Origin of the sequence: Xylocopilactobacillus apicola (assembly GCF_033095985.1) — a bacterium.
Taxonomy (GTDB): domain Bacteria; phylum Bacillota; class Bacilli; order Lactobacillales; family Lactobacillaceae; genus Xylocopilactobacillus; species Xylocopilactobacillus apicola.
The window spans coordinates 1651992-1678419 of sequence record NZ_AP026802.1 but is presented as its reverse complement, the minus strand read 5'-3'; the positions used below and the strand labels follow the sequence as shown (position 1 = coordinate 1678419).

At 37.1% G+C, this 26428-nt stretch carries 22 protein-coding genes and 1 pseudogene; 15 read left to right on the top strand and 8 right to left on the bottom strand.

Features of this window, described 5'->3' with window-relative positions; translation table 11 throughout:
* Positions 1 to 61 precede the first annotated feature (61 nt).
* The 9 genes and pseudogenes from R8495_RS08150 (at position 62) to R8495_RS08110 (ending at position 8127) form a co-directional block, all read left to right on the top strand.
* Entirely contained in the window at positions 62 to 811 is a 750-nt protein-coding gene (locus tag R8495_RS08150) for a DeoR/GlpR family DNA-binding transcription regulator (protein WP_317634978.1), read from the top strand.
* Positions 812 to 927: 116 nt separating this feature from the next.
* Complete coding sequence (locus R8495_RS08145) at positions 928 to 3360, top strand: glycyl radical protein (protein WP_317636620.1); 2433 nt, start codon at positions 928 to 930, stop codon at positions 3358 to 3360.
* Between the two features lie 48 nt (positions 3361 to 3408).
* Positions 3409 to 3672: a type II toxin-antitoxin system Phd/YefM family antitoxin gene (locus R8495_RS08140; protein WP_317634977.1), complete on the top strand. Its 264-nt coding sequence runs from the start codon at positions 3409 to 3411 to the stop codon at positions 3670 to 3672.
* A pseudogene (locus tag R8495_RS08135) lies at positions 3669 to 3935 on the top strand (Txe/YoeB family addiction module toxin). Before R8495_RS08140 ends, R8495_RS08135 begins: the two are co-directional and overlap by 4 nt.
* Before the next feature lie 77 nt (positions 3936 to 4012).
* The gene (locus R8495_RS08130) at positions 4013 to 4702 is read left to right on the top strand and encodes a TetR/AcrR family transcriptional regulator (RefSeq protein ID WP_317634976.1); all 690 of its coding nucleotides are present in this window, start codon (positions 4013 to 4015) and stop codon (positions 4700 to 4702) included.
* Positions 4702 to 6498 (top strand): translation elongation factor 4, encoded by a 1797-nt coding sequence (lepA, locus tag R8495_RS08125; protein WP_317634975.1) that lies wholly within the window; start codon positions 4702 to 4704, stop codon positions 6496 to 6498. Before R8495_RS08130 ends, lepA begins: the two co-directional genes overlap by 1 nt.
* A 525-nt stretch (positions 6499 to 7023) precedes the next feature.
* A complete protein-coding gene (locus tag R8495_RS08120) occupies positions 7024 to 7410 on the top strand; it encodes a hypothetical protein (protein ID WP_317634974.1) in 387 nt (128 codons plus the stop codon).
* Positions 7394 to 7912: a DUF2975 domain-containing protein gene (locus R8495_RS08115; protein WP_317634973.1), complete on the top strand. Its 519-nt coding sequence runs from the start codon at positions 7394 to 7396 to the stop codon at positions 7910 to 7912. Before R8495_RS08120 ends, R8495_RS08115 begins: the two co-directional genes overlap by 17 nt.
* 14 nt (positions 7913 to 7926) lie before the next feature.
* Complete coding sequence (locus tag R8495_RS08110) at positions 7927 to 8127, top strand: helix-turn-helix domain-containing protein (RefSeq protein ID WP_317634972.1); 201 nt, start codon at positions 7927 to 7929, stop codon at positions 8125 to 8127.
* A gap of 29 nt (positions 8128 to 8156) precedes the next feature.
* Here the strand turns inward: R8495_RS08110 and R8495_RS08105 are convergent, their stop codons facing one another.
* Together R8495_RS08105 and R8495_RS08100 are read right to left on the bottom strand one after the other, a co-directional pair.
* The gene (locus tag R8495_RS08105) at positions 8157 to 8873 is read right to left on the bottom strand and encodes a hypothetical protein (protein WP_317634971.1); all 717 of its coding nucleotides are present in this window, start codon (positions 8871 to 8873) and stop codon (positions 8157 to 8159) included.
* 58 nt (positions 8874 to 8931) lie between these two features.
* Positions 8932 to 9402 carry a YbhB/YbcL family Raf kinase inhibitor-like protein gene (locus R8495_RS08100; protein ID WP_317634970.1) on the bottom strand — a complete coding sequence of 157 codons (471 nt, stop codon included), beginning with the start codon at positions 9400 to 9402 and terminating at the stop codon, positions 8932 to 8934.
* Between the two features lie 122 nt (positions 9403 to 9524).
* Here R8495_RS08100 and R8495_RS08095 point away from each other — a divergent pair, with 122 nt between their 5' ends.
* Both R8495_RS08095 and R8495_RS08090 read left to right on the top strand, forming a co-directional pair.
* Positions 9525 to 10277 carry an ABC transporter ATP-binding protein gene (locus R8495_RS08095; protein WP_317634969.1) on the top strand — a complete coding sequence of 251 codons (753 nt, stop codon included), beginning with the start codon at positions 9525 to 9527 and terminating at the stop codon, positions 10275 to 10277.
* An 11-nt stretch (positions 10278 to 10288) separates the two neighbouring features.
* Entirely contained in the window at positions 10289 to 12097 is a 1809-nt protein-coding gene (locus R8495_RS08090; protein WP_317634968.1) for an FtsX-like permease family protein, read from the top strand.
* Between the two features lie 26 nt (positions 12098 to 12123).
* Here the strand turns inward: R8495_RS08090 and R8495_RS08085 are convergent, their stop codons facing one another.
* Both R8495_RS08085 and R8495_RS08080 read right to left on the bottom strand, forming a co-directional pair.
* Positions 12124 to 13122: a prenyltransferase/squalene oxidase repeat-containing protein gene (locus tag R8495_RS08085; protein WP_317634967.1), complete on the bottom strand. Its 999-nt coding sequence runs from the start codon at positions 13120 to 13122 to the stop codon at positions 12124 to 12126.
* Positions 13119 to 17939 carry an ATP-binding cassette domain-containing protein gene (locus tag R8495_RS08080; RefSeq protein ID WP_317634966.1) on the bottom strand — a complete coding sequence of 1607 codons (4821 nt, stop codon included), beginning with the start codon at positions 17937 to 17939 and terminating at the stop codon, positions 13119 to 13121. The genes R8495_RS08085 and R8495_RS08080 overlap by 4 nt, the downstream gene beginning before the upstream one ends.
* Before the next feature lie 484 nt (positions 17940 to 18423).
* Between R8495_RS08080 and R8495_RS08075 the strand changes: the two genes are divergently transcribed.
* Together R8495_RS08075 and R8495_RS08070 are read left to right on the top strand one after the other, a co-directional pair.
* On the top strand, positions 18424 to 19104 hold the full coding sequence (locus tag R8495_RS08075; protein WP_317634965.1) for an ABC transporter ATP-binding protein: 681 nt from the start codon (positions 18424 to 18426) through the stop codon (positions 19102 to 19104).
* On the top strand, positions 19104 to 20369 hold the full coding sequence (locus R8495_RS08070; RefSeq protein ID WP_317634964.1) for an ABC transporter permease: 1266 nt from the start codon (positions 19104 to 19106) through the stop codon (positions 20367 to 20369). The genes R8495_RS08075 and R8495_RS08070 overlap by 1 nt, the downstream gene beginning before the upstream one ends.
* Here the strand turns inward: R8495_RS08070 and R8495_RS08065 are convergent.
* Complete coding sequence (locus tag R8495_RS08065) at positions 20347 to 20739, bottom strand: DUF6994 family protein (RefSeq protein WP_317634963.1); 393 nt, start codon at positions 20737 to 20739, stop codon at positions 20347 to 20349. The genes R8495_RS08070 and R8495_RS08065 overlap by 23 nt on opposite strands.
* A 17-nt stretch (positions 20740 to 20756) precedes the next feature.
* The gene (locus R8495_RS08060) at positions 20757 to 21488 is read right to left on the bottom strand and encodes a CPBP family intramembrane glutamic endopeptidase (RefSeq protein WP_317634962.1); all 732 of its coding nucleotides are present in this window, start codon (positions 21486 to 21488) and stop codon (positions 20757 to 20759) included.
* A gap of 362 nt (positions 21489 to 21850) precedes the next feature.
* Here R8495_RS08060 and R8495_RS08055 point away from each other — a divergent pair, with 362 nt between their 5' ends.
* Positions 21851 to 21973 carry a hypothetical protein gene (locus R8495_RS08055; RefSeq protein WP_317634961.1) on the top strand — a complete coding sequence of 41 codons (123 nt, stop codon included), beginning with the start codon at positions 21851 to 21853 and terminating at the stop codon, positions 21971 to 21973.
* A 41-nt stretch (positions 21974 to 22014) separates the two neighbouring features.
* On the opposite strand, the gene R8495_RS08050 is transcribed toward R8495_RS08055, so the two are convergent.
* Both R8495_RS08050 and R8495_RS08045 read right to left on the bottom strand, forming a co-directional pair.
* Entirely contained in the window at positions 22015 to 22650 is a 636-nt protein-coding gene (locus R8495_RS08050; protein WP_317636619.1) for an ABC transporter ATP-binding protein, read from the bottom strand.
* A 3-nt stretch (positions 22651 to 22653) separates the two neighbouring features.
* Complete coding sequence (locus R8495_RS08045; protein WP_317634960.1) at positions 22654 to 24666, bottom strand: bacteriocin-associated integral membrane family protein; 2013 nt, start codon at positions 24664 to 24666, stop codon at positions 22654 to 22656.
* A gap of 687 nt (positions 24667 to 25353) precedes the next feature.
* Here R8495_RS08045 and R8495_RS08040 point away from each other — a divergent pair.
* On the top strand, positions 25354 to 26370 hold the full coding sequence (locus tag R8495_RS08040; RefSeq protein ID WP_317634959.1) for a sensor histidine kinase: 1017 nt from the start codon (positions 25354 to 25356) through the stop codon (positions 26368 to 26370).
* Positions 26371 to 26428 lie beyond the last annotated feature (58 nt).

Below are 26428 nucleotides of genomic sequence, written 5' to 3'. Positions count from 1 at the left end.
GCTACGAATGAAATTGGAATCAAGAGCAAAAAGGATAAAATAATAGTTGGAAGGAGTTACAATGGAGCAAACAAGAATTGATCGTTTACTAGAGATAGTTAATGAAAACAAGAAAATTGAAGTGAGTAAATTAGCCAATTTATTGGCGGTTTCCAAAGTAACGATTCGAAAAGACCTGAACGAATTAGAAGAGCGCGGTTTACTTAAACGCGAACACGGATTTGCGATTGTTAATAATCCAGACGATCTGAATTATCGGTTGGCTCAAAATTATCAAACGAAACTGAAAATTGCCAGCGAGGCGTCGCGGTTGGTTAAAGAGCAGGAAACCATTATGATTGAGTCTGGCTCCACTTGTGCTTTATTGGCCGAACAGTTGGGAAAGCAAGGAAAGCACGTTACGATCATTACGATCTCATACTTTATTGCTAATTACGTGGCACAATATCCGAATTTGTCAGTAATTATTCTAGGTGGTCAATATCAAAGTACATCGCAAGTTGTTGTGGGGCCATTGGTTAAGCGAACTCTGCAAGGCTTCAAAGTACAGAAACTTTTTATTGGGACTGACGGTTTTGACGATAAAATGGGATTTTTTGGGAATGATTTAATGAGAACGGAAACGGTCCGGCAAATGGCTCAAGATGCTAAAGAATTAATCATTTTGACGGATTCTAGTAAATTTCAAAAGCCAAGCTTGATTCAACAGTTCTCTTTGACAGAGGTTTCTGAAGTTATTACTGATCGAGAACTTTCTGACACTGCTAAGAAGACGTTAGCCGCAAAAAAAATTATTGTTAAACTAGTTTAGAAAACTTGAGCCTGCGGGCTTTTTTCTTGCTTTTTTAACTCTAAGAGTTTATGATGGTTTCGTAGGAAAGTTATATTAGTTTCATTTGAAAATAGGAGAACATAAAAATGAAAACGATGACGGCAACGAAAACTAATCATACGATTGAACATTTTGGTCAGTTGACAGCAAAGATGGAGCAGTATCGGGAATCAATTTTGACGGCAAAGCCATACGTTGATCCTGAGCGAGCAATTTTGACAACAGAAGCTTATCAAGCTCATCAAAGTGAACAGGTGGATGTTTTGCGGGCGCATGTTTTAGAACATATCCTAAAAAATATGACGATTTATATTGAACCGGAGACCCTTTTGGTCGGCAATCAAGCACGTTCCAATCGATGGGCCCCGGTATTTCCAGAATATTCAATGAATTGGGTCATTGATGAATTAGATACTTTCGATCAAAGGCCAGGAGATGTTTTCTACATTACAGAAGAGTCTAAAGATCAGTTGCGCGAGATTGCTCCTTTTTGGCATAACAATACCTTGGAAGATCGAGGATTAGCAGCTTTTCCGCCGGAAAGTCGGGTCTTTTATGATCTTGGAATTATTGGAGCTGCTGGCAATATCACTTCTGGCGACGGGCACATCGCGGTTGATTATCAGGCGCTTTTACAGCACGGCCTCAAATGGTATGAAGCGCGGGTGCAGAAAAAAATGGCTGCTCTCGATTTGACCGATTTTGAACAGCAGAAGAAATTATATTTCTATCAATCAAGTTTGATTGTGATTCAAGCGGTTAAAGATTTCGCCAAACGTTATGTTGATTTAGCAAAATTACAGGCAGCTCAAACAACCGATTTAACACGGCGCGCTGAATTAAATCAGATGGCAGATATTATGAGTCGCGTTCCCTATGAACCAGCCCAGAATTTCTGGGAAGCGATTCAATCGGTTTGGTTCATTCACGATATTTTACAAATTGAGTCAAATGGGCATTCAGTTTCCTACGGCCGGATGGACCAGTATTTGGCACCGTATTATGAAAAAGATTTGGCTGAAGGAAAAATTACACCTGAAAAGACAACTGAGCTTTTGACAAATCTGTGCTTAAAGACTTTGACAATCAATAAAGTTCGTTCCTGGGGGCATACTCAATTTTCGGCGGGTAGTCCTTTGTATCAAAATATTACAATTGGCGGGCAAACTGTTGACGGAAAAGATGCGACAAATCCAGTGTCTTACTTGATTTTAGGAGCGATCGTGCAAGTGCATTTGCCACAACCTAATCTGACCGTTCGATATTTTCATGGTCTAAGTGATACTTTTATGCGGGAGTGTGTCGAGGTTATCAAACAAGGATTGGGCATGCCTGCGTTCAATAACGATGAAATTATCATTCCGTCATTTATCGAGCGCGGCGTTAAAAAAGAAGATGCTTATAATTACAGTTCGATTGGTTGTGTTGAGTCGGCAGTGCCCGGAAAATGGGGTTACCGTTGTACGGGGATGAGTTTTATTAATTTTCCGCGGGTCCTTTTGATTGTGATGAACGGCGGAGTGGACCCGGAATCAGGCAAACGGCTTTTGCCGAACTATGGTCAATTTACTGAAATGACTTCTTATGATCAATTGATGAAGGCTTGGGATTTATCATTGCGAGAAATGACGCGCCAAAGTGTCGTGATTGAAAATACTTGTGATCTGGTGTTGGAGCAGGGTTATCCTGATATTCTTTGTTCGACCTTGACTGATGATTGCATTGGCCGCGGTAAAACAATTAAAGAAGGCGGAGCAATTTACGATTTTATTAGTGGTTTACAAGTTGGGATAGCTAATTTAGCTGACTCGCTGGCGGCGATCAAAACGTTAGTCTTTGAACAACATCAATTAAGCCCCCAGGAACTCTGGGATGCTTTGCAAAGCGATTTTGCAGGGGAGCGGGGCGAAGAGATTCGGCAAATGCTCATTAATGATGCTCCAAAATATGGAAATGATGATGACGTAGTTGATGATTTGATTGTTGCAGCTTATTCATCTTACATCGATGAAATTGGAAAATATCACAATACACGCTACGGTCGAGGACCAATTGGCGGTCTTCGCTACGCTGGAACTTCTTCGATATCCGCAAATGTGGGTCAAGGACATAGCACTTTGGCAACGCCGGATGGTCGACACTCGCGCACTCCACTAGCAGAAGGATGTTCGCCGGAACATGCGATGGATACAAACGGGCCAACGGCGGTTTTCAAAAGTGTCGCGAAACTTTGGACTAACGACATCACCGGTGGAGTATTGCTCAACCAGAAAATGTCCCCCCAGATTTTACGCTCAGATGAAAATTGTATGAAAATGATTGCCATGATTAGGACTTTTTTCAATCGGCTTCATGGTTATCACGTGCAGTACAATATTGTTTCGCGGGAGACTTTAATTGACGCGCAAAAGCATCCCGATCAGCACCGCGATTTAATTGTGAGAGTTGCTGGTTATTCTGCATTCTTCGTCGGATTGTCGAAAGAAACTCAGGATGACATTATTGAACGAACGGAACAAGATTTTTAGAATTTGGCCGCTTATCTTGCGTACGTTATAATAAACGAGAGGCAAATTATGAAAAATTATACACCAACCAAAGCAAGACAAAATTTATATCAAATTCTGAAAGATGTTAATAGGAAAAAAAACCCCGTGACAATCATTCCAGCTAATGGTAAAGAGGATGAGGCAGCGGTGCTTGTTAGTAAGAATGATTGGGATTCAATTATTGAACCTTTATACCTGGATAGTACAGGAACATTAGCCCAAGTGAAGAAGAGAATTGATGATGATAGTGGATTTACCGAGGTCGATGAAATAGACTGGGAACATTTATGAATTACTCGGTTCAGATTAAAAATTCGGCAAAAATTGATTTAAAGAAAATTCGAAATTCTAATTTAAAAAATATTTTTTTGGAAGTCGTAAATGCTCTGAAAGAGGATCCTTATCAATCAGCCCACGCAATCTTTTGAAAAACTTCAACCTTATAATAAAGGTCTGTATTCGAGAAGGATCAATAGTCAACACCGGGTTGTTTATGCGGTTGATGATCAAAAAAGATTGTTTATATTTATTCTGCTTGGACTCATTATCAATAACCAGCTACGGCCGGTTTTTATTTTGCCCAAAATTTGACGTTCATACGCCAACGCTCTATAATAGCTTTTGATTAAAAATGACCGTTGGTCAATTTGAAGGTAAAGAGTCGATGTATGCACAAAATGAAAAACAAAAAGAATTAAAAACTCAACAAATTGCCGAATCCGCTTTGGAGCTTTTTCAAAATCATTCGTATTTTGAGATTACAATGGCTCAAATTGCCCGATCCGCGGGGGTCGCAAAGGGAACGCTGTTCAATTATTATCCCACCAAGGAAAGCATCTTTATGGATCTTTTGCTGCATGGCTATCAAGAATATTTCTTGGCAGCTCACAGTCAATTTGATGCCCAAAAGATTAGCAGTTTGGCAGAACTACGGCAATTCTTGTTAGATTTAACGCAAGATTTGATTGAAAATCGGCCTGTCGTCGTGCGCTTAAACGCTTTGCGGGGATTGGTTCTTGAGAAGAATTGGATCAAAGATCAAACCGTGCGGGAACGAGAAAAACTGTATCACATTACCCAGAGCCTGAATCAGGCGATTGCTGAAAAGATTTCAACTTTAACTGCACAGGAAGTTAATCAATTGTTTTTCGCCCAAAGTGCGATTATCAGCGGTTTAATGAACTTATCAGGATTGGATCAGTTTAATCATCAACAGCTGAAAATGGAAATGAAAGATTTTCATGTTGATTTGAATCGGCAAGCCCAGGAAATTTATGCTGCTTACTTAGACGGATTATTGCTTAGAAAGGGGAGTTTATAATGAATCAAAAATATATTCGCAATTTTTCGATTATTGCGCATATCGATCATGGAAAGTCGACTTTGGCTGATCGAATTATGGAGTTGACGCATACTATCGACAAGCGTGATGAAAAAGATCAGCTTTTAGACGATTTAAAGGTTGAGCAGGAACACGGAGTGACGGTTAAATCGCGCACGGTTCGCAACGTTTACCAAGCTAAAGACGGTCACCAGTATGAATATAATTTTATTGACACGCCTGGTCACGTCGACTTTTCCTATGAAGTTTCCAAAAGCCTTGCTGCCAGTGATGGAGCAATTTTGTTGGTCGATGCAACGCAGGGAGTGCAAGCTCAAACGGTTGCTAATTATCGCTTAGCTAAGAAAAATCATTTGGCGATCATTCCAGTCATCAATAAAGTTGATATGCCAGCGGCTAACGTCGAGGAAACCGAGGAACAGATTAGAGAATTGGACGATGATCTAATTGAAGCAGAAATCCTAAAAATTTCTGCGAAAACCGGGCTTGGAGTTGAAGCGGTTTTGGAAGCAATCCACACCAGAATTCCAGCTCCTAAAGGAGATCCCAAGGAGACATTGAAGGCGCTGGTTTTCGATTCGCTCTACAATCCATTTCTTGGCATAATTGCTTACGTGCGGATTTTTGAGGGCACCTTAAAAACGGACGAGCAAGCAATACTGGTGGCCGAAAATGTGAACATTCAAACCAATGAAATTGGCATCTTCACACCGGAAATGAAGCAAGTTGATCAGTTATCGGTAGGCGACGTTGGTTATGTTGTGACGGGGTTAAAAGATCCGCAGTTGGTGCGAGTGGGAGACACTTTGACGCTAAAAGATCATCCGACCAAAACGCCGCTTCAGGGCTATGAATCAGCTAAATCCGTGGTGTTTGCCGGATTTTATCCGAAGAATAATGATTACCAGGAATTGAAAAGTGCTTTAGCAAAATTAGTTCTGAATGATCCCTCACTTCATTATCGCGAAGAGCTCTCTGATGCTCTCGGACCAGGATTTCGTTGCGGATTCCTTGGCATGTTTCACCTCCAGATCATCCAGGAAAGATTGAAAAATGAGTACGGCTTAGAAGTTTTAACCACCGCCCCGAACGTAACTTATCGGATTCATTTGAAGAAAGACGGAGAAGTTAAGGAAATCACCAATCCAACGCAATTCCCGTATTTCAACGAAATTGATTACATCGAGGAACCGATAGTAAATGCAACAATTGAAGTCCCAAATGACCTCATGAGTGCCGTGATGAAGCTTGCTGACCAGCATAAGGGCGAACTCATGGACATGGATTCGAGTGCCAAAAACGCTGAACTAATTTATCAGATTCCCGTTTCAGAAGTGGCGTACCAATTTTTTAATGAACTCAAGTCGGTTTCTCACGGATATGCAACTTTGGATACCGAAGATGCGGGGTATCAGAAGGCTGATGTGGTGAAAGTTGAGGTCGATATCAACTATTCGCCAATCGATGCCCTGTCGTTTGTCGTTCATCGCTCAGATGCTGCCCGCCTCACCCAAGAGCTGGTTCATAAATTGAAATATACCGTTCCCCGCGCGCTTTATCCGATGCCCGCTCAGGCAATCGTGGAGGGTAAGGCACTCGCCCGCGTTGATATTCCGCCTTTAAGGAAAAATGCTGCCGTTAGTGCCACTAAAAAAAGTATTTCGAAGAAACAAGATTTACTGCGGCGCCAGAGCGTCAACAAGCGCCAGGCAGTCAAAAATAACGTCAAACTGTCACAAGAAGTCTTTAACTCAATCTTGGAATTGAAGCAATAACTTGATCTTGTGCCATTGAATTGAAGAAGTAGGGGGTATCCAAACCTGCTTTTTTTCTATAAAATAAGTGCAAGTTATTTATTTTCTAGATTCTAATTAGGAGGTCATTGATGAAGACTATCATTAACGAAAAATATAAAATTCGAGGAGAGGAGATTGAAATTCGCACTTTGATGATGAAGCTGCAATTAATCAGGCATTAGATCGTTATCGTGAAAATCATAAATTTATTACACCAATAAGCGTCATCGGTTAGGTTTAACGCAACTAGATTTTGCGGCGCTATTGAACTTCAGTGTGACAACTGTTGCGATCTACGAAACCGGAGCTTTACCGAGCCAAGCGGATAATAAAGTGTTAATTGCCTTAGAGGCAGAGCCAGACCTTATGATGCGCCAGTTCATTGATTGGTTTTAATTATTGTTTGACAAAAAATAATTATTGTTTTACAATAACAGAAATCAAAAAAGGAAACGTTAAGATGAATAAAAAAGTTAATTCAGTTTTGTTGAGCGTCCTGAAATAGTGACGTATATTTTTTCTGGCATATTTATAATTGATATTGGCGGCTTGATGATTGCGGGAATTGGAATGTTTTTAAATATCGGTAATTTGCGCACAACTCTACTTTCAAATGCGGAGCAATCGTTGCTGGCTTGGTTTTTGTCCCTCGCACTTATTATTGTTCTTTTAGGAGTTTCGATTTTTGCCAGAAGAATGATTAAGAGTCCCAATTCTGATAACCTAAAGCAAATTAGGCGATTGACTGCTGCTTTTTTGGTGCTGGAAGTATTATCAAAAGTCTTTCACTTACAAAACATCAGTGATATTTATGTTTCGTGGACATGGCTGTTCTTCGTGCCGATTTACTTATTTTTAAGAAAAGGATCTAAAAATGAGCAAAAAAGTTAATTCAGTGCTGTTAAGCGTTTTGGAAATAGTTACATATGTCTTTTCGGCTATCTTCGCAATTGCAACAGGTGCGTTATTGTTTGCGGGACTAGAAATGGTTTTTGACTTTGGCAGCTTCCATACTGAATTGCTGGAAGATGTTTTAGACAAATCTTCTTCTACGGTTGCAGATGTTTTTTCGCTGATCACGGCGTTCCTAATTGTGGTTGGATTTTTAGGAGTTTCAATTTTTGTTAGAAGAATTGTCAGAAATCTTAAGCATGAAATTTATTTTACGGCTGATAATCTGAAAAATATTCGGTGGATTATGTGGGATACAGCAGCTTTTTTCTTCCTTGATTTATTGGCCAAAATTCTATTTAATATCATTCATCAGAAGAGTATGAACATTTCGTGGACAGAGCTGTTCGTCGTCGCGCTGGTATTTCTAGTCATCTATGTGATTTATTTAGTTTTCAAAAGAGGTGTTGAATTACAGGAGGATTCTGATAGTCTAATCTAATGGAGTAAAATTAAATGATTGAAATAACCTTAGATATGGTGATGCTGCAGAAGAAAATGAGTTCAAAAGAGTTGGCTCAAATAATTGACATCACTCCAGCCAATTTATCGATTTTAAAAAATGGCAAAGCTAAAGGCATTCGTTTTAGCACTTTAGAGAAAATTTGCGAAGCATTGGACTGTCAGCCGGGAGATATTATTAAACATGTGAAATAAAAGCCCTTGAGCGTAAATTCAAGGGCTTTTTAATCGTGGTCGTGATGATGATTATGTTGTTGGTTGTTTTCGTGGTAGGGTTCCATTTTCCAAGTTACGGTATGTCCGTCCTGATCTTTTGAAGTCCAAGTTTTAAATTCAGCGTCGTTATCATGCATTTGATATGGGACGTTAAAAGATCCGATTGTTAGAGTTGAATCTGAAACTTGATAATTTTCCTTACTATCCTGCCCGCCATTAACACTCTTGGTGGTGACAGTCGTTTCGTCAACAAAATTCAGAATCTTAATACTATTTTCTACAAAATTCTGAGGTGCTTTATTTGTGTGCGCCGCTTGATTGGCATTGATTCCGTCATAAAGAATTGGCACGATTTTATAACTTTTACCAGTGAGAAAGCTCTTAAGCCGATCAGAATCACCAGTTTCCTGCTTTTGAGGCTGAGAGCTTTCTTTACTCGCTTCGGGGCTTGATTGAACTTCTTTTGAAGACTCTGATTGAGCAGAAGAACTACTAGAACTAGCGATTGGAGCGGCAGGTGTTTGCTTGTTTTTCTCGACGATGCCATACATACCGACGCCAAAAACAACTAACGCAACAACGACAATTGCTTCAACGAGGGAAGTCCGGCGTTTAATGCGGCGAACCTCAATAAAATCATCATGCCACATCGGATCATTTTTCCGTTCTTGATAGAATTCATAGGAATGAAGCGCACCATTGTGCCCCCGATATTTTTTTGCCAAACTAAATTTTCTCCTTCAATAATAGACTCATTTCATTATATCGCAGGAGTCAAAAAATTTACTCAAATAAGCCGGTGAGTTCAGCTTGTTGCAAAATGTGCGGATCACTTGCTTTTAAAAAGTCTTTTTTGCGAGCGCTTGGTTTTAATTCGAGTTCAGAATCAAGAACATAAACTGTAAATCGATAAGCGTGCTGTTTTCCGCGTGGTGGCTTAGGACCCGCATAGTGGTGGCGTCCGTAAGCAACTCCTTGTTTTGCATTTCCTAGCTCAGGAAGGATTTTACCAGCAGGAATATGTCCGGGAATGCGGTCCTTGACAAGCAGATTCCAAATTAACCAATGGTTGAAGGTTTTGAAAATTGGATGTTTGATGTCATCTAAAGTAATTGCGATTGTTTGAGCGTTCACCGCAACGTTATGAAGAATAAATTCAGGAGAAATGTTATCACCTCTGCCAGTATATCGAAGAGGAAATGTTGCTCCTTCTGTTAAATCAGGACATTCGAAAGTAAATTCATTATTGCTCATGATTAATCCTTTCTTATTTGATGTTAATTTTAACAGTTATTTCCAACCTTACAAAACTGTTAGTTTAGAACCCAACTTTTCCTGCTAGAATTCATTCGTAATCAAATCAGGAGGAAAAGTTCATGACAAATGTTGTGGAAGTTAAAGAAGTTAAGAAAATTTATGGTAAAGCGCGTGGTGAACAAACAACCGCCCTTAAAGATGTCAGCTTTCAAGTTGAAAAGGGGGAGTTCATTGGAATTATGGGAGCCTCAGGTTCAGGGAAATCGACGTTATTAAACATTTTATCAACGCTCGATAAGCCAACTTCAGGTAATGTGCAGATTAATGGTCATGACATTACTGGTTTAAAAGGGAATGCGCTGGCAGACTTTCGGGCTCATCAGATTGGTTTTATTTTTCAAGATTTTAATCTCTTAGAAAACCTCACTTCCGAAGAAAATATTGCATTACCGTTATCGTTACAAGGCGTGAGCCCACGTCAAATTAAGGCGATGGTTAAAATGATTGCTCAAAAATTATCAATCGAAGAAATTCTTCCAAAATATCCTACTGAAATCTCAGGCGGACAGAAACAGCGAGTAGCTGCTGCACGGGCACTTGTGACAAAGCCTGCAATTCTTTTTGGTGATGAACCAACAGGAGCACTTGATTCTAACAGTGCTCGTGAGCTATTAACCACCATGTCGAGTCTTAATTTTAAAGATCAGATTTCGATTCTCCTCGTAACGCACGATCCATTTTCTGCGAGCTTTTGTCAAAGAATTCTTTTCATCAAAGATGGAGTAATTTTTCGCGAGCTAAAGCGTAATCAACAAGATCGAGAATCGTTTTACCACCAGATTCTTGATGAACTCGGAACATTTAACGATTAGGGGGCAGAACATTGAGTTTTAAATTAGCATTAAGTGGCATTAAAAGTCGATTAAAAGATTATCTCGTTTTATTTTCAGGTTTAATGATCTCAGCAGCCATTTTTTACATGTTTCAGTCGCTTGCCTCTAATCATGAATTTTTAAAATCAAACACCTCTCTGCAGATGATCGTCTTTATCTTTTATTTTGGAGCCGTCCTTCTAGGCATTATCACGGTAGTTTACATTAACTATGCGAACTCGTTTCTTCTAGCGATGCGGCAAAAAGTGTATGCGATGTACATGATGTTAGGAGCTAAATCACGAAAAATCGCACAGCTGATTTTTCTTGAAACTATAACAATTGGGCTGTTTGCAGTTGCAGTTGGCATTATTTTAGGACTGGGGTTAACCCAAGTTGTCAGTAAAATTTTGATTAATCAGATGGATTTGGCAGTAACTCATTTTACGCCGTGGAATCTTTCAGCAATCCTCGTGACGTTTGTTTTCTTCATGGTAATATTCGCATTAATGGCGCTGCGTAATGCCAGCAAATTAGTTCGCCTGCCAATTTTAAAATTGTTGAACCAAGCAAAGACGCCAACTCTGCTTAAGAAAAATAAAATTTTGTGGTTTATTGAAGTAGTTGTTGGAATCACTCTTTTGGCAATTGGCTACTGGTCGATGTTTGAATTGACGGAATTGCAGTTGAAAGGGCTTGGAATCGCAATTATTACAATTGTCCTTGGCAGCTACTTTGTCTTTGATGCGCTGTTTTTAGCGATTATTCAAATTTTAAGAAACAATGATAAATTTAGGTTAAAAGGTCTGCACAGTTTTACCTTGGGTCAGCTCAGTTTTCGAGTTCGTGATTTAACCAAGCTTTTAGCAATGATCTCAATTTTGTTTGCGTTGGCTTTAGGTGCAATTACGGTAGGTCTAAGTTTTCACCAAGAAGCAGATGATATGACTAACATGACTTCCCATTATGATTTAGTAATGCACGATCCGACAACTAAAGAACAAAAGCAGATCCGCAAATTAAATGTAACGGATACGAGTGTTTATCGTTATAAGATTATCGGCAGCAAGGTGTATTGGAATGCCGATGATTTCAACCGAAAGCCTTATTACGATGTTGAGCCTAATGGAACTTATCATCCGATTAAGCATCCTCATGTCACAGGCGAGCAGATGCTTAAAAATCCAGAGAAGTGGCTCCAAACGCTATCACTTTATTTACCAGCAAAATCCATGCAGGCTAAAGGTGCATTTGTACTAGACGGAAAATATCATGAAATTCAAGGCAAAGAGACGAAACTCAGCCTTTATGTTCTAGAAGATTTCATGAAAGAAAAAGGTCAGTTAAAACCTTTAGTTGAATCAAATTCTAAGAAAATTCAGCTGCCGAATCCGATTAATGATTCCACGCAAAAGTATCAGGCTTATCAAGTGTTTAATAGTATGTTTTCAGGTTTTGAGTTTATGGGTTTATTCTTAGGAATTGCATTTCTTGCCATGTTGGCTTCAATCTTAATGTTCAAAATCCTCTCCAGTGCGACAAGTGATGCTAAGCGTTATCAAATGCTGGACAAAATTGGTACTAGGAAGAAAGTGCTTCAGCGCTCGATTAAAGCAGAGCTCGGTGTTCTCTTCCTCATGCCAGGAATCCTTGGAATCATCCACGTTCTGTTCGGGCTTCAGATGTTTAAAGTGACCCAGCTGTTGGAACGTCCATATGGTAATCTCCTAGTCCCGTTTACGATCTTTTTAGTGCTTTATGGGATGTATTATTTGATTACGGAGCTGTTATATCGCTCAATCGTGTTGGTAAAAGACTAAAAAATCCGATCATTTGGTCGGATTTTTTATATGAATTTGTTGTTCTTTTGATAACCTTTAAAAGCAAAATCTGGTATTTTGTGAATAAAAACGCTGCTGCTGTCAATAATACTTAAATAGTTATTGATGTCATAGGTTAACCAATGAGTAACAATGGGTGATTTTTCATATTCAATTAAACCAAATTTATTTTGAAATCCTCTGACAGTTTTTTCTATTTCGTTAACTCGAGGATCTTCGCCATTAATGCCGATTTTTGCAATAATAGATAACACAAGGGCAATATCGTGAGCTGCAAAGTAGCTAAAGAAACCCGATGACTTTTCAACACCCAAACATCTAGCAATATTAATCCCCATACTGTGCCGCTCAATCGTGCGTCTTCCCAACAGGACATCGGCAGCTTTGAGAACTCGAGGATCTTTTTTTAATTTAGGGTGGTTAGTTAAGGCAAGTAAAGCACAAGTCGTGTTTACTCGACAACCATTCTTTGAATTAGGCAGCTTTCGGTATCCAGCAATGTACCCGAAATTGCCATAAACAGTTCCAACTGGCCAGGCACCGTCAGCTAGTTGTTTACTTAATAACCAATCATAGGATTTTTTTAGTTGAGGGTCTAATGATTTACCTACTGATGAAATTCCCCATAGTGGAAATGCTGTCTGCAAGGGGACCATGTCATATTCTTCTCCTTCATAGGACCATGAACCATCAGTTTGTTGTTTTGCCATCAGGTAGTTTACAGCTTTTTGAACTTCATCCATCTTATAATCGAATCCAAGGTAAGCAATCATCGTTAAAGCAATTGATGTTGATTGAATAATGGAAGTGGGTGCAGTTCGATCACTTATGCGAAATGAACCATCGGAATTTTGTAAATCCAAAATAGATTTCAAAATAGGATCATTTTTTCTTTCAAGATCTAGTTCGTTTAATTCGTCTTTATCAGGATCTGACATATTTGACAAGATCTTATAACGGAGGCAAGGTGAGGGATCTGTTAATAACAGTGATGGCTTCATCATAAAATTTCCTTTAACAAATTTCCAGTTTTTGTTTTCATCTCAGCAACTCTTTCTGGGGTTCCGCTGGCAACAATTTTGCCTCCTAAATTGCCACCTCCGGGTCCCAATTCTACCAAGTAGTCGCATTGCAACAATAAATTTAAATCATGCTCGATCACCCAGACTGAGCTGCCATTATCTACCAGCTTATTTAAGATTACCAGCAATTTTTGGGTATCTTCATTATGTAGTCCAACGGTTGGTTCATCAAGGATATATAACGTTTCCTTAGATTTGTTACTTTGAAGTCCTTTGGCTAGTTTTAGCCTTTGAGCCTCACCAGAAGAAAAAGTCTGAGCGTTTTGACCAAAAATGAGATAACCTAATCCCATCTCAATTAAATTTTTTAGCTTCTCCGCTAATTTTTTATGATCTTTCCATAACTCATACATTTCTTCAATACTAAGGTTAAAAAGTTCAGGATATGAGTAACCTTTGATTTTCACTTCCCATGCTTCGGGTGAGAAGCCGGTTCCATTACATGTTTCACAAGGGGTATACGAAGGTGGCATAAATTCCATTGAAATTTTATTAAACCCTTTTCCATGACAATCAGGACAATTTCTTTGGTAGACAGATTTTGATAATTGGAGAGAGACAGCAGTTTCATCGGTTAAATAAATATCCTGCAGAATTTTATCTATCCCAAAATAGCGATAAATATTTGTAATATCTGATTTTGATTGGTCAATCAAAATAACATGTTTAGGCATGCCTTCAATCGATTGATATTTACCAATGACATCGGGTTCATATGATACAGAGGTCGTTTGCCTTCTTTTAACGTAGGCTTTGGCAATCGTATCCACAATTAAGGTGCTTTTACCAGATCCCGATACCCCGCAGATTCCAACTAAATTTTTCAATGGAATTTGTAACTTTTGAACATTTAGATTGTTTTCGACAGCACCCTTGATAGTTACATAATTAAAAGCAGATCGCCGGCGAGAATTTTTAATTGGATAAGGGTTTTTTAACCACTTTGAAGTCAGATTATCTTCCTTGATAATTTTGTTAATATTTCCGGTTGAAATTATTTGACCCCCATTCTTTCCAGCACCCTGACCCAATTCAATGATGTTATCAGCTTGTTCCATAAAAGCAGTTTCATGTTCAACGATGATTAATGTATTACCAATTTTGCAAAGTTCTTTTAATAACTCAATCAATGACAATATTTCTGTCTGGTGAAGTCCTCGAGAAGGCTCATCTAGTAAGATAGTCAATCCTTTCATTTCATTACTAAGAAATGTTGTTAACTGGACTCGCTGTGCTTCGCCAGCTGAGAGAGTTGATGAAAAACGATTCAAATTAAGATAAGTTAATCCGGTTTTGATCAGAAAACTGCACTTTAGCTGCAAGATTTTTAACGACTTTTTCATTAACGGAAATTTGATCGGTTTACCTTGGAGCGGGTTGAGAAATTCACTGAGCTCAGCGATTGATAATTGACAAACGTCGTAAATGTTAAGGTTTTGAATTGTGATTGAATTAAGTTCAGGTTTTAAGCCACTTCCATGACAAGTTGGACATACAAGATGGTCGGTAAATGTACCTCCTAAATCCCAATTGCTAATCCATCCCTTAAAACCCGGGAAGGGGAGGGTTTCACTATATTCTCTGCCATTTGATGATTTAAATTGAACCTTCATGGGCTTTTCATCACCGAAGATAAATTTTTCTTGTGCTTCACTTGTCATTTCACACCACGGAGTAGAATAAGGGTCAAAATGATATCGTTTGGAAAATGACTCTAAAAAGTAGCGTCCACTACTTCCAGCTTTACTTAGATAACTTTTTGGAAAATAACCATAAGATTGCATTGCTCCATCAAGTAATGGCTTTGCGGGGTCGATAATAATTTTTTTGACACTTATTTGTTGAATGGTTCCAACACCCTGGCAAGAAGTACAAGCACCACGATAGTTGCTTCTGCTAAAATCTGTCGGTCTTGGTTTTTTCGCTGTAGTTTGACAGTTTGGGCAGATCCAGAAATTTATCTGGTTGTTCATTAAACTACCGCATTTTGGGCAATGTTTTTCTCCGGCATAAACAAATAGTTCTGATAAGTGATCATACATTCCAGTAATTGTTCCAATATTTGAACGAGGATTGAATTGCCAACCATCACTACTAACTGAACAAACCAGACCTAGGCCTTCGATTGAATCAACTTTGCAGTTCCTTTTTTCATTTGTATTGTATCTCTCGTATGTTGACAGGGTTTCGAGAAAATTTCGTTTAGCTTCGGTTTCAATAATATCCCAGACTAAAGTAGATTTTCCCGAACCTGAAACACCAGTAATAACTGTCATTTTATTTTTGGGAATTGAGACAGAAATGTTTTTAAGATTATTTGCATAAGCGTTGTTTATTTTTATTTCGCTTGAGGATTCTATTTTTCTTGGGGGATTAATTCTCAAGGTGTTTTTTTCTAAAATTGCCTTTGCCGTTTTTGTTTTTTGTTTGAGCAAATCACTAATTGAGCCCTGAAAGACGAGACTTCCCCCTTTAGGACCTGCACCGGGACCGATTTCGATAATCCAGTCAGCATAAGTAATTACATCTAGGTTATGTTCCACAATTAGTAAAGTAATGCCGGCATTTTTTAAAATGTCAAAAATACATAAAATTTTTTCAATATCTGCTTTGTGTAACCCCGAAGTTGGCTCATCTAAAACGATCATCATCGAGTGATTCAGCTTTTTACTCAGAATTTTAGCAATTTTTAATCTTTGAGCTTCTCCGCCTGAGAGAGAAGAGGTAGACTGATTCAAAGAAAGATATCCTAAACCAACATCAACTAAAGATGATAAACATCGCTCTAAAGCATCGTAATTAATTGAAATGTTAAAAAAGTTGGGCTGAGCTTTTAAAATTTCCAAAAATTCAGTAACTTTTAATTCCATAAAATCAACAATTGAGTAGGATTTATCAGCGATTTTTATCAATTCCTGAGCAGCAGTATTTGAAAATCGGTTGCCATTACAGGAGGGACAAACAATTGAATATGATTCCTGGTATCTCATATTAATCTTGATGGTTCCTAAACCGTTGCACTGCTTACAAGCTCCATCTTTGGTGTTGAAGGTAAACAGAGACGCTGGTTTGTGGGAATAATGGGCAAATAGTTCTCTAATCTCCTCAGCTAGGTTCATATAGGTAGCCGTTGTTGATCTAGCATTGTTACCGATCGGATCTTGCGTGATTTCAAGAATTTTAGGAATATTTCCAGTAATAGATGAACAATTTAGATTCGTTTTTTGTTTTAAAGAAGGAATAATCACTTCATTAATTAAAGTACTTTTCCCTGAGCCAGAAACCCCACAGATAACAGTAGCGCAGCCAAGCGGAATATCTATATCTAAGCTTTTTAGATTTCTCGCTCTAGCATCCTTTATCGCTAAAAACTCCTTAATAGGACGTTTATGGTGGTTGTTTTCTTTAAGATCAATCCTCTTAAGGTAAGCAGTTGGACTTCCTTGAAAAATAATGTTGCCACCATTTTTTCCAGCTCCTGGTCCGAGAGCAATACAATTATCAGCATCTGAAATTGCAGTTTCATCATGTTCAATATAAATAACATCTCCAATTAAATCTCTTATTTCTGACATAATTTGAGCTGTTTCTGATGGGTGAAGTCCGATCGTGGGTTCATCTAAAATATACATAATATCGTCGATGTTATTATAAATTGCTTTTGCAATTTGAAGCCTTTGATATTCACCTCTTGAAAGGGAGGGAGAAGTTCGATTCAATTCTAAATAACCCAATCCCAAGTTTAAAATTGAATGGCTCTTTTTTAAGATTTCTTCTCGCAAGGTCTGGGCAGAATCAGGAAGGATGGTTTCATTTTCGATAAGCGTAGTAAAATCGGCAATTGATAATGCCAACATTTGGTTAAAAGTTAGACCATTCAAGGTGGTTTTAGCAATTGTTGGATCTAAGCCAGTTTGATAACAACTCTCACATTTTTTTCCTTTACACTTGGGGCAAATCTTGTTAAACATGGATGGTTCCATTTTTTTAACAGTGCTATTACATTCAGGACAGATATTTTTAAATACGAGCTGATAATTCTTTTTTGAATCGCAGTCTCTTAAAATAATAAATCCAAGACCAAATAATTTTGCTTGTTTTAAAATGTTTCTTGCTTCCACAAGAGATAGCGGGGATTTTGAATCAATCAGGATGATTGAAATGGAATGTTTTTTATCGGGGTCTAATGGAGTAATAGTTTTTAAATCATCGATTAAGATGTCTAGATCAGGAAAATCTTTACGTAATTGTTTTAGTAATGTCGCATGGCTTCCTGGAACTTTATTTAAAATTCTGGCTTGAATTTGGATCTGGGCATTTTTTGAAGCCTTTATTAGCTCTTTAATTACTGAATCTTCGGAGTAAAGATGAATTTTTGTGCCACAGTGTGGGCAGTATTGAGTTCCAAAACGCGAATAAAGGATCCTTAAAAGAACGTGAATGCCACTAGCGGTTGCAACTGTTGAATAAGGATTTCGATTTTTGGTATTTTGCTTAATTCCTACTACAGGTTTCAAGCCTTCGATTGAATCGACCATTGTGTTGCTTGACGGGTAAGTATCGTTTTTATTTGAAAATAGTTCAAAAAGTCGATTACGTGCTTCTTGATATAAAGTGTCATAAACTAATGATGATTTCCCAGAGCCAGAGATGCCGGTGACGACAGTTAAACCGTTGGGAATTGTCAAACTAACATTGTTTAAATTATTGATATTTGCATTTTTTATTTTAATCGTCATTTTGCTCGATCACTTTCTCACGCTTTTCAACGAGATAAAACTTCTTACCAATAATTAAAGTATTCTTTTGGGCTTAAGTCCAATAAATTATGGATTTGTAATCGATTATACTTGACGGTTACATTCAGAAAGGTTTTTTATGGTACATTTTTAGATTTGTAAAAATATTTCGGTAATAGGAGTTCGCCATATAAAAATAGGCGTTTTTCCCTTTAGAGAATCTATCTTGAAGGGCAGAAGACTCATTACCAAATTTTACTGGATCGATGTAATTTCCTAGCATCAACCTTATCAGCTTGTTTCATTCATTTTACTCCTGTAACAATTATACTTATATAATATCTTTTGATAAGTATAATTGGAACAAAATTTGACAGAATTATAAATAACGTTAAACCGCCTAAAACGAACGTTAAACATTAAACCGCTCGAACCGACAATAATTGTGTTAATTTAAAGCTATAAGAAAAGAAAGAGGGACAAGATGAGTTTATTAACAATTGAAAAGGTCACCCGATCTTACGGCAAAGGAGAGTCGAAGTTCGAAGCTTTAAAAGGCGTTAGCCTTGATATTGATAAAGGCGAATCAGTAGCCATTGTTGGCAAAAGTGGTTCCGGAAAATCGACTTTAATGCATATTATGGCTTTACTTGATCAGCCAACTAGTGGCGAGATTAAATTAAATGAACGATCAACTAAAGATATTCGAGCCAAAGAGCTTAATAGTATTCGCAATAAAACTTTTGGTTTTGTTTTCCAGCAGTTTTTCTTAAATGCAAAAGACACAGTTTTGGAAAACGTGATGCTGCCTTTAAAAATTAGCGGAATTACTGGGCGCAAACGACAAGAAATGGCGCTAAAGGCAATTGATGCGGTCGGTTTAAGTGAGAAGAAAAATAATCGGGCAAGCGATTTATCAGGTGGTCAAAAACAGCGGGTTTGCATTGCTAGAGCGCTGGTTAACAATCCTAATATTATTTTTGCAGATGAGCCAACGGGCAATTTAGATTCTCAAACGGGAGAAAAGATTGAAGATATTCTTTTTGATCTGCATCGAAATAATCAGATAACTTTAATTATCGTCACTCACGATGATGATTTGGCTGCTAAATGTGAGCGGCAAATTCAAATCAGAGACGGTGAAGTTGTAAAGGAGCTGGCATAATGAAAATTTTTGATATTCTCCATTCGGCTAGTGCAAACCTTTGGCATAATAAGAGTAGAACAATTTTAACCGTGATTGCGATTATGATCGGGGCAATGACGATTGCTTTGACGGTTGGGGTCAATTCAGGAGTGAACGATTACGTCTCCAAGCAGGTGGCAAACGTTGGGGACAAGGGATTAGTGATGATTATCCCTTCTTCAAGCGCTGAAAGCAACGACAAAATTCAAAAGTATGACCCTAATCGGGGTAACGCAAACGAACAAGAAAGTATTACGCCCGACAAGATGAAGCGTTTAAAAGAAATGAATGAATTGAAGAATGTTCAAGGGGTTCAAGATACAAGTATTGACTATATTCAGAGTTCTAAATCAGCTAAGTATGTTTTTCAAGCTTCTTCGCCAACTGGAATTAACGTTGACCTAAAAGCTGGGAGGCAAGCAGCTAAAAAAGGTCAGCAAAATGAAGTAGTGCTGGCGGGAGATTACGTTAAAGCGCTTGGATTTAAATCTGCGAAACAAGCGCTTGGTCAAAAGGTCAAAATCGCAGTTTCGTCAAAAGCTACTAACCGTCAATCGATCATCGACGCCAAAGTTGTTGGAGTAAGAAACGTTAGCATTGTTCAAGGAAACCAATCAATTATTAGTCAATCGCTAGCCGATCAAGTTTCTGAGCACAATCTAGCAGGATTACCGCAGAAGATGCAGCAAAATTATATTGGTGCGACAGCGATGATCCAAAATCCGACAGACGATAATATTGCTAAAGTTAAAAGTAAACTTAAGAAAAAAGGCTATCAAGCGCAAACTTTTCAAGATCAGATTGGTCAGCTAAGGCAAGTGGTTAATGCGATTACAGGAGTTTTGATCTTGTTTGGAGCAATTGCCCTTTTAGCGGCAAGCTTTGGCGTGATCAACACACTTTATATGTCAGTTAGAGATCGGACAAGAGAGATTGGATTAATGAAGGCATTAGGTCTTGGTCGAGGCAAGGTGTTCTCAATCTTTAGCTGTGAATCGATTTTGATTGGTTTAATTGGGTCAATTCTCGGAATTATCGTTGCGATTCTTGTCGGCAGCGGACTAAATTCTGCAGCTTCCAATAGTTTTCTTAAAGGTTTACCGGGTTTTACTCTGATCAAATTTACGTTTCCTTCCATCTGTATGATTATAGTTTTGATCATGTTTATTGCGTTCTTGGCGGGAACTTTACCAGCCCGTAGAGCATCAAAGCTGGATCCAATTACTGCTTTGCGTTACGAATAAAGTATTTAAAAAAGGCATTACTGCCTTTTTTTGTAAGTTTAAGGCTTGTTAAAAAAGTTAAGTCCAATAAATTTGCTAAATAGACGTTAATAGTTTTTTGAATTTCTAATGCGGTTGCTAAGTTGTGAATCACTTTCGTTGAGCCATCCGCAAGATCTATTACTTCGTAATTTTCATTGACGAAAGAGTTCAATTGCATTTGATCGATGAATTTGGGAAAGTCATGATTAAATTGGTCGAGCCAAATTCTGGTGGTGCCGTTTTCGTAAGCTTTCTGCATCGGCGTGGCAGCCCCATTGAAGTAGCATTTCAAATCAAATAACAAATAGTCAAATCGATCTTTATAAATAGCGTAACGATAGCCGTTCAATGTTGGAGCGATATCCTTTAATATTTCTCACCTCGCAAGAAATAAAGATAAACAATCGCCGAACAGATCACGAAGATGACGATTTCAATTGCAGTTGCGAGGTCGACCTTGGTAACACTAAATTGAGCGGCACTCATCGCAATTAAATCTATTACAAAGTGTGCAAAGATGGGCAACAAGATATTATCAGACACTTGATAAAGAAGGCTAAAGAACATGCTGCAGATAAATGCAAAAACACATTGAATTCCAAGAGTATAGGCGAGGCTCTGCCCAGAAAGATTATTGAGGTGAGCGGCTGCGAAAATCAAAGAACTAACCACTGATGCCCAAAGAAATCCGTGACGCTGATTTTGGAAAATCCGAGTTAGTGGGACAAAAATAATTCCCCGAAATAGAATTTCTTCAAAAATTCCCACGACAATTACGGTTACTAAAATTTGAAACGTGAAATTAGAGAACAGTTGGTCGTGATTCGTGATTAAAGAAAGAAAAATTATTGCCAGCATGATTTCAATGGATTTTTTGGGTTCGGAAATCTTGTTGAAAATCGAAAGTTTCATAAACAAACGTAGGAAAATAATAATGAAAATACTAATGCAAAGATGCCTGATATTTTGTTCATTTTGAGGGGCGGCTTTCAAAAGAACCTGAGCGATGAACCCACCGCTGACCGAACCAAAAATATAGCTAATGATAATACTTAAGACACTTTTTCCGAGAAGTACACTATTTTCTTTATTAAACATTTTTTCCTCCAATGTGAAAAAGTATATCACAAGGGAGATCGATCTCGACCTTGAATTAGGCACAAGCTTATTGACGATAATCATCGGATTCTTAACGTTAAAAAAATGTGCGCTTTTATCCCAGAATTTTTGGTATAATTTTGTCATTTAAGATTAGCGATATGGGGGTTGGCGATGATTATCACCGAAAAAAAGGTTTTTAACTTTTGTATGATTATATATATTCTATTTCTGGGTTATGGCTTCTTTACATATAAAAGTAGTTCAGAAATGATTCATGATCTCATGAATTTGGGATGTATTGTAACGTTGTATTTCTTTGTAAATAAAAGTTGGGAAAATTGACTTAGATAGGAGCGAAAATGAAAAAATTATTGGAAATTTTTGGCAAAAAAGAAGTGATGTTTATAATCGTTGCTTCGATATTGATCGGTTTTATATGTGGAATCTTTACCGGATTGAATTACGTGAATCGCTTAAAATAAACGTATCGCATATGGAGGCTATTTTTTCCCTAAAACTCGCCCTAACTTAAGGTTGAAATATCAATAATTTCATCTGCTTGCTCCCAAATGGAATTATTATGTGTTGCAATGATTATTGTCCGATGGTCATTCTTGAGTGATAACAAGAGCTTCATTACCTCATCACCGTTTGTAGGATCAAGTGCTGCGGTTGGTTCATCAGCTAATATTAAAGGCGGATCTTTTAAAATAACTTTGGCAAGAGCGACTCTTTGGGCTTCACCGCCAGAAATAGAATAGATTTTTTGATCTAATTTTAAATATTCAAGATTAACTTGTTTCAAGGCGTTAAGTTTTTTTTGCTTTTTCTCGGTTGGTTCTAGTTTTTGACCAATTAAACCTAAATCAAGGTTGTCTGAAATCGTCTGAGATTCCAGTAAACCAAAATTTTGAAATAAATATCCGAGATCGTGACGGAAAAACTGTTGAGTCTTGATCTTAAAAAGGCTCTTACTATCATAAAGAATGTCACCATCATCAATCTTTTCCAGGTGTCCAAGAATATTTAACAAAGTGGTTTTGCCGCTGCCGCTTGGACCAATTAAGGCATAAACTTTACCAGATTTGAATTCCAGATTTAAATGATCAAATAAGGTTCTTTGGTCAAATTTTTTAGTCATATTTAGAGTTTTTAACATCAATCATTTTCCTTTCATTACAGTTACAGCAACTGTATCTTCAGTTTTTATTTGGCGATAGATCATCATAGATCCCATTGCAATAAATAGAATCGTTGTACCTACAATAATGATTAAGTCTTTAGTTAGTAAGAATCCTCCGATAGCCGCAACAAGCAGGACGGTTAGTTGTGCTAATAGGTAGTTAAAATGAATTTCTGTAAAAGTCATTCCGGATAGACGTTTGATAAAAATTTCTTTTCTAAATTCTTCAAAATATAATAAATTCATGGCAAACATGAAAATTGAGGTGACAACGCTCATTAAGGAACCGATCAGCAGTGATATTAGCTGCGTTCTGAATTTGTTGACCGAATTAAGATAGTTTAGATTACCGTTAGTGACAACAGAAAACCATTGATATGCTTTGTGATCTTTTAATATTTTAATGGTCGAATCATATCCTTTAAATGAGATTTCTTTGCTGAGAGCAGCTGACCAATAAGAGTTTGTTGCCGGAGTGCTACGTGTGGAAGTAGGAGTCCGAACAACAATAATTGGATCTTTCAAGAATTGAGTTTCGGTATTAGAAAGCGAACTTCCGTTATACAGAAATCTTTGTTGGTTATTGCTTAAATATCCTTTGATTGCAGAATATGATGTATTGCTAAATTTAGTGTCTTTTAGGTCAAGATTAAACAAATTTATGAATCTTTTTGTTATTTTTGATTCCTGTGTCTTTAATTTCTCTGGCAGGAGTAATCCAAATTCACCCGGTTTTAAATTTTGGAGCCGTTTTTTCAATTTTGAGCTAATTTCAACATTTTGTTCACTTAAATAATTAGGAGTTACATAGATTGTATTACCTTCTGGTAAGTAATCTGTTGCCTTAACTCCATCTAATTCTTTTTGTCCCAAGTAACGATCTAAATTATTTTGGCAAAGGAGGGCGTCATGATTTTCAATTGAATCTTTTACTAGATTGTATTCAATTTTGTTTCGGCGATCGTCTTCTTTTCGATTAGTTGCAGATGCTGTCATTGAATAATTTGGAATAAAGCGATCGCTTGCTTTTTGCCATTTGTCTTTTGCTAGATTCATTTCCTGATAAATTGAATAAAAGCCTGTAAATTGTTTAACGGTAAATCCTACAGTTAAAATTGATAAAAATTGAGCTATCAACATAATGGAAATGATTTTCTTAAGCGGCAATTTTCCTTTAATTAGGGACATCAACGTGCTTTTCTTTAAGCTAAATAAATAAACAATACTCAAAATTAAAGAAATGCAGAGCAATACGAAAATATAAATCAAAATGCCTATTGATAATACCGTGATGGTTCGCAAGTAAAATGCTTTTTTGAATAGTAAGATACATAATCCAATAAACCAGGTTATTAGATTGATGATTCCGATTGCTGTTAGATCTGATTTAACTGGACGTAAAGTAACGGCGGCAAGGGATTCCCCCGAAATAAGTCTGATTCCTGCAAAGCGGAGATCTTTAATCCGATAAATCAGCGACAAACCCGCAAATGTTAATAAGAAAATAAAGATACAGAGAACGCTGGTTGCATTTAAAAGCATCTGAAGGCTTCGGATTAATGGAGTTTTCACGGCAGGAAAAGCAGTATATCCTAAATCAGCAAATTTACTCTTTAGAATATTGGGATCCACCTGCCCTTTAACAACTAAGTAGCTCCCAGTTATATCACTAAATTTCAAGGTGTTAGTAGAAGCTTTTTCTAAGCCTTTGGGAAGATTTCCTTCTCCAAAAATTGCATATTTAAATTCGGTTTTTCCAGCTTTATTGGGTTCTACAATCCTTTGAGCAAGCACAATATTGTTTTCTTTTGTAAACTTATTCATCTCTAGATTAAACTTATCTCTATGAATGGGGGCTTTGTTTGCTTCTTGTCCCAGGACGTCTATACCAGCGTAATTTTGAAACGCAATGATGTCCTTGTTTTGAATTAATGAAAAAGTCAGCAGCAGCATTACTACTGCTGAAGAAAAAATTAAAAATATTTTTTTCATTGAAATGCTCCTTTAATATAACTAACGTAATCGTGTTCAGCCCAATACGTTAATTTTGAGTTTTATACAATAAATTTTATTCGAAGATGATGGATTTTGGGCAAATTTTACTCAAATTGTCCGATTGTTTACCCGAGCATTAACAAATATGCGTTCACGTAAAACAAGAAAGCTATTTTAACTCCTATGACAAGATCAGGTGATTTTTACTGGTGGTAGACAATAATTTCAACATTGTGTCTTTGTTAGTTACAGATTTCTTGAAGATATTCTAGGTACACCTTCCTATATGTTAAAATAGGTTAAAAAAAAGGAATTCAGATTTTGTATATTTTTTTACCAGTTTTAATCGGAGTTGTGTCTCTTGAACTAAACTTGTTTTTGTTTTTCAAAGAGCTATTTACTGTTAAAAGTAAATTGGTACTTTTTTCAATCACATTTCTTACGTGTGTGGTTTTCTTTGTTGTTTCTCGACCAGACAGCAACCAATTTTTGATTAATTCAGATCAATATTTGATCATTTCCAGTTTAATTGTAGGGGGATTTTATTTAATACAAGGAAAAAAAAGGTCTGAGTTTTTTCCGCTCCTTCTATTTTTCTTGATTGAAAACATCTTTGTTAATAAATTTCTAAGTTCCCTAATCAGCTCCCACTTAACTACACCAACGCATTTACCGTATGATTCTTTGTTAAATTTGATTTTTCAAATATTATTAACGCTTTTTTTAAGAAAATATTTTAGAAGTCGTGTCCATTCTTTATTGAACACTAGAAAAAAAGTGATAGGAGCTAGTGTTCCATTACTCCTAATAGTATTTTTTTTAGTTCTTTTCGGGATTCTAAACCCCAGTGACGAAAATTTTAAAGGAACTCTGTATATTGAAGAAGGTAGTAACCTTTCAAATATTGAATTACGGGGATCTAAAAAATTTGTTTATAAAATGGGTAATCAGCAGATGAGTCAGTTGAGCAGTTTCTTTTTACTTTTTTTGGTATTCATTCTGATAATTTCTGTCTATATCGGATATGAAGTTAGAAATAATCGCAATCGTAAAAGATTGGAAACCGAAAAAATGACAATGGAGAATTATATTGATACTTTGGAGAAAACGCAGTTAGATATTCGAAAAGTTCAACATGATTACAAGAACATTCTGACGGGTATTAGTGGATTTATTAGTAACGGTGAAGCCAATGTCCCTGAGTTGGAAGCTTTCCTTCAAAAAAATCGGTTAATGCAAAAAGAAAATCAAATTAAATCAGGAACTTTGAACCAACTAAAAAAAATTAATATTCCGGAAGTCAAAGGATTAATTTCAACAAAAGTGGTTGAGGCAGTTCAAAAAGGAATAAATGTAGTTGTCGAATGCAATGAAGAAATTAATATTAAAAAGGTTGATCCATTTGATTTGTCTCGTGCATTAGGAATTATCCTGGATAATGCAATGGAAGAATGCGAAAAACATGATCAATCAAAACTTCAAGTCGCTTTTATCAACGATGATCAGCGTACAATTATTATCGTAAGTAATACTTGTCCAAATGCTCCTTTGAACCTCACTCCAGGAGAATCGACGAAAGGTAAAAATCGTGGCTTTGGCTTGAAAAACTTAAATGAAATAATTGATAGTTCTACATATTTAACCCTGGAGACTCAAGTTGCTAACGGTGTTTTTACGCAAAAGATTTCCATTAAAAAATAAAGCGTTCAGGTATTACGTTACGAACTTGCATGAGTGTTCACGTTTAAAATAGTTTAAT

Coding starts and splice junctions, on each gene's coding strand:
- R8495_RS08150 (WP_317634978.1), top strand. CDS start 62: ATGGAGCAAACAAGAATTGATCGTTTACTAGAGATAGTTAATGAAAAC.
- R8495_RS08145 (WP_317636620.1), top strand. CDS start 928: ATGACGGCAACGAAAACTAATCATACGATTGAACATTTTGGTCAGTTG.
- R8495_RS08140 (WP_317634977.1), top strand. CDS start 3,409: ATGAAAAATTATACACCAACCAAAGCAAGACAAAATTTATATCAAATT.
- R8495_RS08130 (WP_317634976.1), top strand. CDS start 4,013: ATGACCGTTGGTCAATTTGAAGGTAAAGAGTCGATGTATGCACAAAAT.
- lepA (WP_317634975.1), top strand. CDS start 4,702: ATGAATCAAAAATATATTCGCAATTTTTCGATTATTGCGCATATCGAT.
- R8495_RS08115 (WP_317634973.1), top strand. CDS start 7,394: ATGAGCAAAAAAGTTAATTCAGTGCTGTTAAGCGTTTTGGAAATAGTT.
- R8495_RS08110 (WP_317634972.1), top strand. CDS start 7,927: ATGATTGAAATAACCTTAGATATGGTGATGCTGCAGAAGAAAATGAGT.
- R8495_RS08100 (WP_317634970.1), bottom strand. CDS start 9,402: ATGAGCAATAATGAATTTACTTTCGAATGTCCTGATTTAACAGAAGGA.
- R8495_RS08095 (WP_317634969.1), top strand. CDS start 9,525: ATGACAAATGTTGTGGAAGTTAAAGAAGTTAAGAAAATTTATGGTAAA.
- R8495_RS08085 (WP_317634967.1), bottom strand. CDS start 13,122: ATGATGAAGCCATCACTGTTATTAACAGATCCCTCACCTTGCCTCCGT.
- R8495_RS08080 (WP_317634966.1), bottom strand. CDS start 17,939: ATGACGATTAAAATAAAAAATGCAAATATCAATAATTTAAACAATGTT.
- R8495_RS08075 (WP_317634965.1), top strand. CDS start 18,424: ATGAGTTTATTAACAATTGAAAAGGTCACCCGATCTTACGGCAAAGGA.
- R8495_RS08070 (WP_317634964.1), top strand. CDS start 19,104: ATGAAAATTTTTGATATTCTCCATTCGGCTAGTGCAAACCTTTGGCAT.
- R8495_RS08060 (WP_317634962.1), bottom strand. CDS start 21,488: ATGTTTAATAAAGAAAATAGTGTACTTCTCGGAAAAAGTGTCTTAAGT.
- R8495_RS08055 (WP_317634961.1), top strand. CDS start 21,851: ATGAAAAAATTATTGGAAATTTTTGGCAAAAAAGAAGTGATGTTTATA.
- R8495_RS08050 (WP_317636619.1), bottom strand. CDS start 22,650: ATGTTAAAAACTCTAAATATGACTAAAAAATTTGACCAAAGAACCTTA.
- R8495_RS08045 (WP_317634960.1), bottom strand. CDS start 24,666: ATGAAAAAAATATTTTTAATTTTTTCTTCAGCAGTAGTAATGCTGCTG.